The 12,538-nt window shown below is 74.7% G+C and carries 12 protein-coding genes; 2 read left to right on the top strand and 10 right to left on the bottom strand.

Going from position 1 to position 12,538, the window contains the following annotated elements:
* Window positions 1-30 precede the first annotated feature (30 nt).
* From ACZ4YY_RS05210 to ACZ4YY_RS05195, 4 genes are all read right to left on the bottom strand, one after another.
* Window positions 31-384: a gas vesicle protein GvpO gene (locus tag ACZ4YY_RS05210; RefSeq protein ID WP_468283985.1), complete on the bottom strand. Its 354-nt coding sequence runs from the start codon at window positions 382-384 to the stop codon at window positions 31-33.
* Between the two features lie 134 nt (window positions 385-518).
* Entirely contained in the window at window positions 519-1,445 is a 927-nt protein-coding gene (gene ligD / locus ACZ4YY_RS05205) for a non-homologous end-joining DNA ligase (RefSeq protein ID WP_468283983.1), read from the bottom strand.
* Window positions 1,442-3,289 (bottom strand): transketolase, encoded by a 1,848-nt coding sequence (locus ACZ4YY_RS05200; RefSeq protein WP_468283981.1) that lies wholly within the window; start codon window positions 3,287-3,289, stop codon window positions 1,442-1,444. The genes ligD and ACZ4YY_RS05200 overlap by 4 nt, the downstream gene beginning before the upstream one ends.
* Window positions 3,290-3,293: 4 nt before the next feature.
* Complete coding sequence (locus tag ACZ4YY_RS05195; protein WP_468283979.1) at window positions 3,294-4,973, bottom strand: NAD(P)/FAD-dependent oxidoreductase; 1,680 nt, start codon at window positions 4,971-4,973, stop codon at window positions 3,294-3,296.
* A 158-nt stretch (window positions 4,974-5,131) separates the two neighbouring features.
* On the opposite strand from ACZ4YY_RS05195, the gene ACZ4YY_RS05190 reads away from it, so the two are divergent.
* Complete coding sequence (locus tag ACZ4YY_RS05190) at window positions 5,132-6,082, top strand: LLM class F420-dependent oxidoreductase (RefSeq protein ID WP_468283977.1); 951 nt, start codon at window positions 5,132-5,134, stop codon at window positions 6,080-6,082.
* Window positions 6,083-6,408: 326 nt separating this feature from the next.
* On the opposite strand, the gene ACZ4YY_RS05185 is transcribed toward ACZ4YY_RS05190, so the two are convergent.
* Both ACZ4YY_RS05185 and ACZ4YY_RS05180 read right to left on the bottom strand, forming a co-directional pair.
* A complete protein-coding gene (locus ACZ4YY_RS05185) occupies window positions 6,409-7,464 on the bottom strand; it encodes an SDR family oxidoreductase (RefSeq protein WP_468283975.1) in 1,056 nt (351 codons plus the stop codon).
* The gene (locus tag ACZ4YY_RS05180; protein ID WP_468283973.1) at window positions 7,464-7,955 is read right to left on the bottom strand and encodes a phage holin family protein; all 492 of its coding nucleotides are present in this window, start codon (window positions 7,953-7,955) and stop codon (window positions 7,464-7,466) included. Before ACZ4YY_RS05180 ends, ACZ4YY_RS05185 begins: the two co-directional genes overlap by 1 nt.
* A gap of 107 nt (window positions 7,956-8,062) precedes the next feature.
* Here ACZ4YY_RS05180 and ACZ4YY_RS05175 point away from each other — a divergent pair, with 107 nt between their 5' ends.
* Window positions 8,063-8,413, top strand: a complete 351-nt coding sequence (locus ACZ4YY_RS05175) for a VOC family protein (RefSeq protein WP_468283971.1) — start codon at window positions 8,063-8,065, stop codon at window positions 8,411-8,413.
* A gap of 140 nt (window positions 8,414-8,553) precedes the next feature.
* On the opposite strand, the gene ACZ4YY_RS05170 is transcribed toward ACZ4YY_RS05175, so the two are convergent.
* From ACZ4YY_RS05170 to ACZ4YY_RS05155, 4 genes are all read right to left on the bottom strand, one after another.
* Window positions 8,554-9,123 carry a GNAT family N-acetyltransferase gene (locus ACZ4YY_RS05170; protein WP_468283969.1) on the bottom strand — a complete coding sequence of 190 codons (570 nt, stop codon included), beginning with the start codon at window positions 9,121-9,123 and terminating at the stop codon, window positions 8,554-8,556.
* An 18-nt stretch (window positions 9,124-9,141) separates the two neighbouring features.
* Entirely contained in the window at window positions 9,142-9,393 is a 252-nt protein-coding gene (locus ACZ4YY_RS05165; protein ID WP_468283967.1) for a LapA family protein, read from the bottom strand.
* 272 nt (window positions 9,394-9,665) lie between these two features.
* Window positions 9,666-10,589, bottom strand: coding sequence for a S66 peptidase family protein (locus tag ACZ4YY_RS05160; protein WP_468283965.1), 924 nt, complete (start codon window positions 10,587-10,589; stop codon window positions 9,666-9,668).
* Complete coding sequence (locus ACZ4YY_RS05155; RefSeq protein ID WP_468283963.1) at window positions 10,586-12,538, bottom strand: prolyl oligopeptidase family serine peptidase; 1,953 nt, start codon at window positions 12,536-12,538, stop codon at window positions 10,586-10,588. Before ACZ4YY_RS05155 ends, ACZ4YY_RS05160 begins: the two co-directional genes overlap by 4 nt.

The raw sequence follows: 12,538 nt of genomic DNA, 5'->3' as shown, positions 1-12,538 counted from the left end.
GATGTTCGTTCTGTTCCGTGGGCGGGCGGTCTAGCGGCCGCCCTGCCGATGTGCGTCGGAGCGTCCACGCTCGTAACGGCGAACGCGCCGATAGCCGGTGAGCTGGCCCTCCGGGTCGAGCTCGACCTCGTAGCTGGCCATGAGGCTCATGGTGTCGGGGACCCTCTCCAGTTCGAGGACCTCCACCTCCAGGGACCAGCCGTCCTCCGTCTGCGCGAACGACGAGACGCTCTCGGCGGTCATGCCCGTGAGCTCCGCGAGCTGGGAGCGTGCCGCGCGCAGCACCTCCATGGGTTTCGGCCGGTCGTCCGTCACGGTGTCGTCCCCGCCTTTCGGAGTGTTCCGTGAAGCCTGTGTCCGTGGTGTGTTCTTCGTGTTCGCCATGACCACCTCTCCTTCCGGGTGGCCGGAAGGTCCTTGGCCAAACCTTCACGAGGGCATGCGTCGCCGGTGCTGGTACTCGAAGTTGCATACCGGCGGTATGTGCACGCGACACGCAGCCCGGGACACCCCCGGGCTCAGCCGCGCAGCGCGTCGAGGCGGCGCCGGGCGGGCCCCAGCGCGCGGCCGCGGCCCGTCGTGCCCGACCACGGGTCGGTGCCGGCCTGCTCGGCGGCGTCGGCGATGCTCCAGCGGCGCGGCCCGAGCTCGGGGTCGTCGAGCTGTTCCCAGGTGACGGGCACGGCGACGGGCGCGCCGGGCAGGGCGCGCACGCTGAAGGGGGCGACGGCGGTCTGCGCGTAGCCGTTGCGCTGCACGTCGAGGTAGAGCCGGTCGCCGCGGTCCTTCTTGCGGGCGGCGGCGGTGAGCCGGTCGGGGTGTTCGGCGGCGAGCAGTTCGGCGGCGTCCCGGGCGAAGGCGAGCACCTCGCCGACGGCGTGGTGCCCGTCCAGCCGGACGAGGACGTGCAGTCCGCGCGAGCCGGTCGTCATCAGGGTCGACGGCAGCCGCAGCTCGTCCAGCAGCTCGCCCAGCAGGCGGGCGGCCGCGCGGACGGCTTCGAAGTCGTCGCCGGCCGGATCGAGGTCGAAGACCATGAGGTCGGGGTGGTCGATCCGGCCGGCCCGCGACAGCCAGCGGTGCAGGGTGAGGCAGGCCTGGTCGACGAGGAAGGCGAGCGTGGCCGCGTCGTCGCACACGGTGTGCAGGACGGTGCCGTCCTCCTTGGGCACCTCCACCCGTGTGATCCACTCCGGGTAGTGCTCGGGGGTGTTCTTCTGCATGAACCGCGGCCCGTCGAGGCCGTCCGGGTGGCGTTCCAGCATGAGAGGACGTCCGCGCAGGTGCGGCAGCATGAAGGGGGCGACCGAGCGGTGGTACGCGACGAGGTCGGCCTTCGTGATGTCCTTGCCGGCGCCGTCGCCGGGCAGGAGCACCTTGTCCGGCCGGTGCACCTCGACCGTCCGGCGTCCGGCCCGCACCCGGCGGACGTCCTCACCGCTCACGGCACGACCGCCGTCTCCACCAGCAGCCGGGCGGAGGCGGCGATCGACTCGGCGTCGATGCCGGCCGCGTACAGCTGTTCGTCCGGGCTCGCCGAGCCCGGCATCGTCCGTACGGCCAGCCGCACCAGGCGGGGCACGGGCCGGCCGTCGACGAAGGCGTCGAGGACGGCGTCGCCGATGCCGCCCTCCTCGTGGTGGTCCTCGACGGTCAGCAGGCAGCCCGTCTCCTCGGCGGCCCGCCGCAGGCCCTCCTTGTCCACGGGCTTGACGGAGTAGAGATCGACGACCCGCACGGGGATCCCCTCGTCGGCGAGGGCGTCGGCGGCCTTCAGCGCCTCGTGCACGGTGACGCCGGCCGCGACGACGGTGAGACGGTCGCGGTCGGAGGAGCGCAGCACCTTGCTGCCGCCGACGGGGAACTCCTCGTCGGGCTCGTAGATCACGGGGCTGTCGCCGCGCGAGGTGCGCAGGTAGCGGATGCCGTCAAGGCCGGCCATCGCGGCCGTCAGCCGGGCGGTCTGGTTCGCGTCGCACGGGTAGAGCACGGTCGAGCCGTGCACGGCCCGGAACATCGCCAGGTCCTCCAGGCCCATCTGCGAGGGCCCGTCCTGGCCGATGGCGACGCCGGCGTGCGAGCCGACCAGGTTGATCCCTGCCCCGCTGATCGAGGCCATGCGCACGAAGTCGTGGGCGCGGGTCAGGAAGGCCGCGAAGGTGGAGGCGTAGGGCACCCAGCCGCGCGTCGCGAGGCCCACCGCGGTGGCGACGAGCTGCTGCTCGGCGATGTAGCACTCGAAGAAGCGGTCGGGGTGCTCCTTGGCGAAGAACTCGGTGCGGGTGGAGTCGCCGACCTCGCCGTCCAGGGCGACGACATCGTCGCGGGCGCCGCCGAGGGCGGCCAGCGCCTGGCCGAACGCGTTGCGGGTGGCGACCTCCTCGCCGGTCTCCCAGCGGGGCAGGTCGAGGCGGCCGGTGGGCACGGAGTGCAGCAGCCGGGCCGGGGACGGTTCGTGCACCTCGACGCGCAGGTCACGAACGCCGCCGAGTTCCGCGATCGCTTCGTCGGCGTCCGGCAGCGGCTTGCCGTGCAGGCCCTCGCGGTCCTGGACGGACTCGACGCCCTTGCCCTTGAGGGTGCGGGCGAGGATCGCGGTGGGCTGGCCCCTGGTCGACTCGGCTTCGCCGTACGCCCGGTCGACGGCGTCCACGTCGTGGCCGTCGATCTCGACGGTGTGCCAGCCGAAGGCCTGGAAGCGGCGGGCGTAGGCGTCGAGGTCGTGACCGTGGCGGGTCGGTCCGCGCTGTCCGAGCCGGTTGACGTCGACGATCACGACCAGGTTGTCCAGGTGCTCGTGCCCGGCGTGCTCGGCGGCCTCCCACACGGAGCCCTCGGCTAGCTCGCTGTCCCCGCACAGCACCCACACCCGGGCCTCGGAGCGGTCCAGCCGCTTGACGCCCAGCGCGATCCCCACGCCCACCGGCAGCCCCTGGCCGAGCGAACCGGTGGCGGTCTCGACCCACGGCAGCCGCTGCGGGGTGGGGTGCCCCTCGAGTCGGCTGCCCAGCTTGCGGAAGGTAAGCAGTTCCTCGTCGTCGAGGGCACCGGCCGCCTTGTAGGCCGCGTACAGCAGCGGGGAGGCGTGCCCCTTGGAGAGGACGAAGTGGTCGTTGCCGGGGTGGGCGGGGCGGTCGAAGTCGTAGCGGAGGTGGTTCGCCAGCAGCACGGCCATCAGGTCCGCGGCGGACATCGACGACGTCGGGTGCCCGGATCCCGCGGCGGCGGAGGCGCGGACGCTGTCCACGCGCAACTGCTGTCCGAGGTCGGTGAGTTCGGCGGTGTCCATCGGGTTACTGGTCTCCTTCCACGGAGGCTGAGTCGTCGGCGGGCTGGGAACCGGTCCGGTTCTTCGCGGGTCGGGGCCGGTTCCTCGCCTGTTCGTTCCTGACGGGGTCGGGTGTCGGCGAGGTGATGGTCCGGGACGTGTCGTCCCCGCCGCCCCCGCCCGCGGCGCTCCCGACGGAGCCGTCGTCGGCGGGCCCCTGCTGCCGTCCGCGCCGCGTCGCGGGCTCCCGCTTCACGGGGGCGGGCGTCGGCGACGTGATGGTCCGGGACGTGTCGTCCCCGCCGCCCCCGCCCGCGGCGCGCGGTCCGCCGTCCGCGGTGGGGCCGGCGGGGGCCGCCCCGGGTCCGTCGGCCGTCGTCCCCCGCTGCTCCCCGCCGTGCCCGCCGGGCATCCGCACCAGTTCCGGCGCGGCCGTGTCCAGCGGCACCGACCACGAGCGGACGAGCCCCAACTGGACGGCCTGGCGCGGCAGTACGGCGTCCAGCAGCCAGTCGGCGGCGACGCGGACCCGGTTGCCGGGCATGGCCGCGAGGTGGTAGCCGCGGGTGACCGCACCGGCGGCCGGCCCGGACAGGTGGACGCCGAGGGGGTTGGCGGCGGCCTTGACCCCGCCGAGGTCCACGACGAAGCCCATGTCCTTGTGCCGGTAGGGCCGCAGCTCCCGTCCGGTCAGGGAGGCCGCGATGTTGTGCCCGGCGACCTTGCCCTGCCGCCAGGCGTGCTGGGCGGTCATCGGCGTGTAGCTCCCGGGTTTCTCCAGGTCGGGCACGGCGGCGGCGTCCCCGCACGCGAACACCTCGGGCCTGCCCGGCACCTGGAGCGTCGGCTCGACCAGCAGCCGGCCGCTTTCCAGGGGCAGTCCGAGGGACTCGGCGAGCGGATCGGGCCGTACGCCCACGCACCACACCAGGGTGCGGGTGTCGACGAACTCGCCGTCGGTGAGCAGGACTCCGTCGTCGGTGGCCTCCTTGACGGAGGTCCCCATGCGCACCTCGACGCCCCGGTCGCGCAGCACGTCGTCGGCGGTGCGCGAGAGCCGCTCGTCCAGTTCGGGCAGGACGCGCTCGGCGACGTCCAGGAGCAGCCAGCGCGGGCGCAGGCCCCGGCGCAGCGGGTGGGAGCGCACCAGCGCGTCGGTGAACAGCTGCCCGTGCGCGGCGACTTCGGTGCCGGTGTAACCGGCGCCGACGACCACGAACGTGCAGCGCGCCGCGCACGCGGCGGCGTCGTCGGCGGTGGAGGCCAGCTCCACCTGACGGGTGATGTGGTCGCGCAGGTAGAGCGCCTCGGGCAGGCCGCGGAAGCCGTGCGCGTGCTCGGCGACACCGGGGATGGGCAGCAGCTTGTTGACGCTGCCGGCGGCGAGCACCAGCCGGTCGTAGGACAGCGTGCCCGGCTCGCCCTCGGGCCCGGTGTAGTGGACGGTGCGGCCGTCGAGGTCGACGCGGCCGGCCTCGCCGAGCACCAGGCGCACGTCGGGCAGGGTGCCGGTCAGCGAGACGGTCACCCGGCGCGGCTCGAGGATGCCGGCGGCCACCTGGGGCAGCAGCGGCAGGTAGAGGAAGTAGTCGGTCGGGTTCAGCAGGGTGATGTCGGCCCGGCCCCGGGCGGCCCGCGCCAGGGTGCGGGCCGTGCGGTACCCGGCGAAACCGGCTCCGACGATCACGATGCGGGGTCGACTCACGGTTCGCCTCCGGCGGTCTGTCGTACGAGGCTTTCCGCGTCCCCCTGGCCAGGGCGGCCAAACGTCGGGGGGCCGCCGCCGCACCGGTTTCCGGCCCGGCCCCCGGGTACCCGGGACGGCGTCCCGCCCACCCGCCCCACACCCAACGGAGGTACCCCATGCCCGAGTACGGCTACTTCCTGTCCTGCGAGGAGTTCGGTCCCGCGGATCTCGTCGAGCAGGCCCGGATGGCCGAACAGGCCGGATTCCAGGCCCTGTGGATCTCCGACCACTACCACCCGTGGAACGGCGCGCAGGGCCAGAGCCCGTTCGTCTGGTCGGTGATCGGGGCGCTGTCGGAGGCGGTGTCGCTGCCCGTCGAGACGGCGGTGACCTGCCCCACCGTGCGGATGCACCCGGCGGTGGTGGCGCAGGCCGCGGCGACCAGCGCGGTGATGACCCAGGGACGTTTCCGGCTCGGTGTCGGCTCGGGCGAGGCCCTCAACGAGCACATCCTGGGCGACGCCTGGCCGCCCGCCCAGGTGCGCCTGGAGATGCTGGAGGAGGCGATCCAGGTGATGCGCCGTCTGTTCACCGGCGAGGAGGTCACCCACTACGGGACCCACTACACGGTGGAGAACGCCCGTCTGCACACCGTGCCCGACGAGCCGGTGCCGATCGACGTCTCCGGCTTCGGTCCGAAGGCGACGGCGCTCGCCTCCCGCGTCGGCGACGGTTACATCACGATGATGCCCGAGGCGGAGATGGTGGAGCAGTTCCGCAAGGGCGGCGGCACCAAGCCGGTCAGCGGCGGTACGAAGGTCTGCTACGGCACCGACCGCGACGAGGCGGTCCGTACGGTCCACCGGCTGTGGGCGAACGAGCTGCTGCCCGGCGAGCTGAGCCAGATCCTGCCCACGCCCCGCCACTTCGAGCAGGCGCAGTCGCTGGTCACCGAGGACATGGTGCGTGACAGCCGGGTGTGCGGCGACGACGTGGACGAGCACGTCGCCGCCCTGACGGCGTTCGCCGACGCCGGGTTCGACCGGGTCTACGTGAACCAGATCGGCTCCGACCACCGTGGTTTCTTCGACTTCTACCGCACCAAGGTGCTGCCGCAACTCCCCTGAGGCGCGACTCCCACGAGGGGGAACGCCGAGGGACTCTCCGAAGGGAGGGCCGGGGACCGACTCGCCGGGGAGGAGCACGAGGCTCGACTCCCCGGTGGCTCCGCGGCGGAGTAGCGCGGAAGCTCAACCACGGCGGTGGGAGGGGTGGTTGACACGACTGCTCCGGGGGGCCCTGAGGCGGGAGGGGCGGTCGAAGGCCCCACGGGGTCGGGGGGCGGCCGAGGCCGCACTCCTCCGAGTGGTGCGCGGGAGGTGAGGAGCGGCTGGGCCCGACTCCTCCGAGATCCGGGCCGAGATCCGAGTGTTGCGGCGCGGTGGGGGATCGCTCAGCCGTGGGGCCGCCGGCGCAGTCCGGCGGTGACCGCGGCGCCGAGCCCGGCGGCCACCAGCCCCGCGCCCACCCGGCCCCGGTTGCGCGAGGCCCACTCCTGCGGGCTGCGGCCGGCGGACTCCTCGTCGAACCGGCCGTGCGCCCCGTGGTCGTGACCGTGGGGCCCGTCGCCGGGGCTCCACAGGTTGCCCGGCCCGCCCCGCAACTCCTCCCCGCGCGGCTGGCCCTGCTGGGCTCCGAAGCCGGTCCGGCCCAGGTACCGGTCGAGGAGGCCGGGGACGACGGCGTTGGCGATCAGCGTCGCCGCCGTCGAGCCGCCCACCCAGTACTCACGCCGCCGCCCGTGCCCGGCGGCGTGCACGATCGCCCGTGCGGCCACCTCCGGCTGGTAGACGGGCGCCACGGGCCGCGCCTGTCCCGGCATCCGGCTCAACACCCAGTCGAACTGCGGGGTGTTGACCGCGGGCAGCTGCACCATCGTCGTGCGCACGCGGCTGCGGGAGTGCAGCAGCTCGCAGCGCAGCGACTCGGTGAACCCCTGGATGGCGTGCTTGGCCCCGCAGTACGCCGACTGGAGGGGCACCCCGCGGTAGGCGAGCGCGGAGCCGACCTGCACGACGGTGCCGCGGTCCCGGGGCAGCATGTGCCGCAGGGCGGCCCGGGTCCCGAACACATAGCCCAGGTAGGTCACTTCGGTCACCCGGCGGAACTCGTCTGGCGTGGTCTCCGTGAAGGGGGCGAAGACGCCGGCGAAGGCGTTGTTGACCCAGACGTCGATCCGGCCGTAGGTGTCGACGACCTGCTGGGCCGCGTCCTCGACCGCCTTGGCGTCGGCCATGTCGACGCTCACCACGAGCGCCTCGCCGCCGGCGCGCTGCACGTCGTCCGCCGCCGCGGCGAGGCCCTCGCGGCCCCGGGCCAGCAGCGCGACCCGGTCACCGCGCGCGGCGAAGGCGCGGGCCGTCGCCCGGCCCACGCCCGCACTCGCCCCCGTCACCACGACGACCCTGTGGCCTTCGGCCGGCGCTCCCCACGGCGTGCGCACCCGCATCACGCCCGGTGCCGCGGCGTCTCGGGATCGATGTCGCCCCGGCCCGGCGCCCCGGCCGGCGGGGCACCCACGCCGGGCGCGGTCCGCGGCATCGGCGGGTAGGACAGTCCGAGGCCGCCGGGCGGACCGGCGGGCGGCGTGCCGCCGACGACCCGGCCGTGCGGTGCGGAGAGGTCCTCGGGGTGGCCGGCCGGCTGCCGGTGCGGCCGGGCGGCGCCCCGCAGCACGTAGGCGAGCACGCCGAGGACCGCCGCCGTGATCAGCGCGGCGGCCCAGTCCGGCAGGCCCGTCGCCAGGGCCAGGCCGACGGCGAGCGCGACGGCGGCGCCCGCGTAGAGGGCGAGGGCGCCGGACGCGGCGTACAGCATCGCCGTACGGCGCTGCTTGCGGGTCTGCTCCCGCAGCTCCTCGCGGATGGTCTCGCGCGCCACCTGCGCCAGTTCGTCGACCAGGTGCTTGTCCAGATGCTCCAGGTGCTCCATGCGCTCCATGGGCGTCGGGTACCCGGGGTGACGGAGGCGTAACGGCCACGGGTGCGCACCGGGGGATCACGTGAAGGGATCTCCCGGGCCGGGCCCGCCCGGCTAGGCTCGCGCGCATGGACATCCTGGGAGCCACGCTGCGTGTCTGCGTCGACGATCTGGAATCCGCGGTCCCGTTCTACGAGCGGCTGGCCGGCGCCCCCGCGCTGCGGTTCGAACGCGCCGGGGTGCAGGTGGCGGCGGTCGGCTGCTTCCTGCTGATGAGCGGGCCGGAGGCGGAGCTGGAGGTGCTGCGCAAGGTCGCGGCGACGATCGCCGTGACCGACGTGGACGAGGCGCACAAGACGCTGACCGAACTGGGCGCGGACGTCGTCGCGGGCCCGCTCGCCACTCCGGTGGGCCGCAATCTGATCGCCCGGCACCCGGACGGTTCGGTGTACGAGTACGTGGACCGCCGCCCCGCCTGAGCGGCCTCCGGCACCACCTCCGAGCAGCTTCCGGCACCACCGCGGACGGGGAGGCGAGCAGACGGCCGCAGCAGGGCGACGAGTTCGTCGGGGTGGCGGAGGTCCGCGGTCGACGGCCACGGATCCCGGCACGATGAAGATCAGCCGGAAGGGCGGGCGGCGCGCCGGGGCCGTATCTCGACGGTGATCGCCCACCGCTCGTGGTCGCGCCAGTCGCCGTCGATGTAGATCATTTTCGGCGAGAAGCCCTCCAGGCGGAACCCGCAGGAGCGGGCGAGCGCGATCGAGGCGGCGTTGCGGGGCTGCACGTTGATCTCCAGCCGGTGCAGCCGCATCGGACCGAACGCGTGCCCCACCACGAGATCGAGGCCCTCGCGCATCAGGCCGCGGCCGGCCGCGTGCGCGAAGGCGCCGTAGCCGAGGGCGCCGCACCGGAAGCCGCCCTCGACGATGTTGTTGATGTTGACGAACCCGGCGATGGCCCCGTCGTCCCTGGTGCACACGAGGAACCCGGCCTTCGTGGGGTCCTCGATCAGCCGGCCCGCATAGGCGGTGTACGCCTGGTGCGTGTCCGGCGGGAACAGCCACGGGTGGTGCAGGTCCTTGCTCTCCCGGACCCTGGCGGTGAACTCGGCCCCGTCCGCGTAGGTGAAGTGCCGTATGCCCACGCGAGGGCCCTCGGCGAGGTAGCGGGATGCGGTGTGCGGCATCGGTCCAGCCTACGGCGGTCAGGCGCGCCGTTTCCTGGAGAAGGCGACGTAGGCGCCGCACAGCGCGCCGACGAGCGCGGTGCCGAGCAACGCCGCCCAGAGCGGCATCGTCACCACGGGCACCAGCAGTCGGACCTTCGTGGCGCGGGTGTTCTCGAAGATGAAGATCAGGGCGAGCACGGCGAGCGCCAGGACGGTGATCCGGCCGGGTGTCAGCGCCGCGCCCCGGCTCCGGGCCTGGCCGCCGCTTCGGGAGGTCTTCGGGCTCATGCGACCAGGGTGGGCCCGCCGCGGTCCTCCCGCACGGTGGACCTGCCCTCGGGGTGACGGGCCGCCCCTCCCCCCGGGGCCCGGCACTGCCCGTGCGGGGCCCGGCTGGCGTCGGTGCGGCGCGGCAGGGCGGGCCGGGCCGGTCAGCGCAGCGCGAGCCCGGTCGTCGGCGCGGCACGGGCGCCGTCAGCGCAACGCGAGCCCGGCCGTCGGCGCGGCACGGGCGCCGTCAGCGCAACGCGAGCCCGGCCGTCGGCGCGGCACGGGTGCCGTCAGCGCAGCGCGGGCGTGTCGAGGGTGAGGGTGCCCGCGTCGGCGTCCAGTTCGGCGCCCACCCCGAAGGGCACGGTCAGCGCGCCCTCGCAGTGCCCGAAGCCGAGTTCCTCGACGACGGGCACCCCCAGCCCGCCGAGCCGGTCGGCGAAGACCGGCCGCAGTTCCTCGTAGGGGCCGCACCGGTCCCAGGAGCCGAGTGCGATCCCGGCGACGCCGTCGAGCCGTCCCGTGCGCAGCAGCTGGGTGAGCGCCCGGTCGATGCTGTAGGGCCGCTCCCCCACGTCCTCCAGCAGGAGCAGGCCGCCGTGGGCGCCGGCCCGGGTGTGCGGGGTGCCGTGGCCGGTGGCGAGGAGGGCGAGGCAGCCGCCGAGGGTGACGCCGTGCGCCCGGCCCGGGGCGAGAGCGGTGCCCGAGGAGGTGAGGGTACGCACCGTCTCCGGGGCGAACAGGGTGGCCTTCAGGTGGTCCTGCGCCCGGGCGTTCTTGACGAAGTCGACCCCGGCGGCCACCGGCCCGTACAGCGTGACCAGGCCGAGGCGGACGGCGAACGCCTCGTGCAGGGTGGTCGCGTCGCTGAAGCCGACGAACACCTTGGGTCCGGCCGCCCGCATCGCGTCCCAGTCGAGCAGGTCGACCACCCGCTGGGCGCCGTAACCGCCGCGCGCGCACAGCACCGCGTCGACGGACGGGTCGCACCAGGCCTGCTGGAGGTCGGCGGCCCGGTCGGCGTCGCCGCCCGCGAGGTACTCCAGCGTGCCGTGGCGGTCCAGGACGTGGGGGGCGACGACGGGGTCGAGGTCCCAGCCGCGCAGGACGTCGAGACCGGCCGCGAGCCGCTCCTCCGCCACGGGCCCGCTGGGGGCGACGACCGCCACCCGGGCGCCGGGGGCGAGACGGGCGGGCCGCAGAAGGTCCTTCACTGCACGAGCTCCAACATCGGGATGCCGGGCGGACGCAGCCCGAACACCTGAGCGTACAGGGACAGCTCCGCCTCCAGCGCGCGGACCATGGTCGACGCCCGCCGGAAGCCGTGCCCCTCCCCCTCGAAGACCAGATGGGCGTGGGGCACGCCGCGCCCCGCGAGACGGGCGAGCAGACGTTCCGCCTGAGCGGGTGGGCAGATCACGTCGTCCAGGCCCTGGAGCAGCAGGAACGGCACGTCGATGCGGTCGGCGTGCTCCACGGGCGAGCGCTCCGCGTACCGGGCGGGCACCTCGGCGAGCGGTCCGACGAGGGTGTCGAGGTAGCGCGACTCGAAGTCGTGGGTGCCGCCGGTCGCCCAGGCCACCAGGTCCAGGACGGGGTAGGCGATCGTGCCGCAGGCGTAGACGTCGGTGCCGGTCAGGGAGGCGGCGGCGGTCCAGCCGCCCGCGCTACCGCCGCGGATCGCGAGCCGGTCGCGGTCGGCGGTGCCCTCGTCGGCCAGGGCGAGGGCGACGGCCGCGCAGTCCTCAACGTCGACCACCCCCCACTGTTCGCGCAGCCGCTCGCGGTACGCACGCCCGTACCCGGTCGACCCTCCGTAGTTGACCTCGGCGACCCCGATGCCCCGGGAGGTGAAGCAGGCGATCTCCAGGTCCAGCACGAGCGGCGCCCGGTCGGTGGGCCCGCCGTGCGCCCGGATCACGTACGGCGGGAGCTCGGCACCGGGGGCGACGCAGCCGGGGTTGTGGGGCGGGTAGACGTGCGCGTGGATCTCGCGGCCGTCGGGTCCGGTGAAGGTGCGGATCTGCGGTTCCGGGTAGTACGCGGGGTCCACGGTGTCGTGGTGCGCCGCCCCGACGACCCGGGCCCGTCCGGCGGCGGTGTCGAGTTCCACCACCTCGTGGGCGCTGCGCGGGCTGGCCCCGACACCGACCACCCGGTCACCTCGGACGGCGAGGGTGGGGGAGAACTCGGTCCAGGGGCCGGCGGCGTCGACGACCTCGCCGCTGTCGGGGTCGAGGACGCCGAGCGCGGCGGTGCCCCGGCCGTGCACGACGGCGACGCGGCCGTCCTCCAGCGGGGCGAACCAGCGGTGGCCGAGCTTCCACAGCGGTCCGCCGAACTCCTCCTCACGGGGGCAGACCGGCTCGTGGTCGCGGTACAGGTTCCACCAGCCGGTGCGGTCGCTCGTGTACAGGAGACGGCCGTCGGCGGACCAGTCGACCTGGGCCAGGGACTCCTCCGGCCCGCCGGCGACCGTCCGGGCCCCGCCGAGCGTGCCGTCGGCCCCCACCTCGGCGACGACCGCCTCGGTGCCGTCCCACGGCATGCGCGGATGGTCCCAGGCCAGCCAGGCGGCCCGCCGTCCGTCCGGCGAGAGCCGCGGCCCGGTGAGGAACCGCCGCCGGTCGTCGGTGAGTTCGCGTACGGCCGCCCGGTCCCGCGCCGCGGATCCGTCCAGCGGAACGGCGGCCAGGACCCGGCGCACGTCGGTGGGGGCGTCCCCGGTGAACTCCTCCAGGACGCACCACACCTCGCCCCGGTCGGGCAGCAGGTGCGGCTCCGCCCAGCGCAGTCCGCCGCCCACGGGTGAGAGGGGGGTCAGCGGCCGGGGCTCGCCGCCGGGTGTGTACGCGTAGAGCCGCTGGTCGGCGAAGTGCGCGAAGACGACGAGGGGTTCCCCGGTGCGCACCGTGCCCGTCCAGGGTGTGCCGCCGTACTCGAGGACGCGGCTGCGCACGTTCCAGGGGGCGGGCAGGACGGACTCCTCCGTGCCGTCGGCGCGCCGCCGTACGAGGGTGCGCCGGCCGTCCTCCGCGGGGCGGGGCGCGGTCCACCACACCTCGTCGCCGACGAAGCCGACGTACTCGGGACGCCCGTCGTGCGCGGCGGCGAGGCGCGCGTCGAGGGGTGAGGGCCAGGAGCCGTGGGGCAGGAGGCGCAC

Source organism: Streptomyces sp. NPDC030143 (assembly GCF_055573695.1).
The sequence above is the reverse complement of the archived record's forward strand: the minus strand, read 5'-3'. Positions and strand labels throughout refer to the sequence as shown.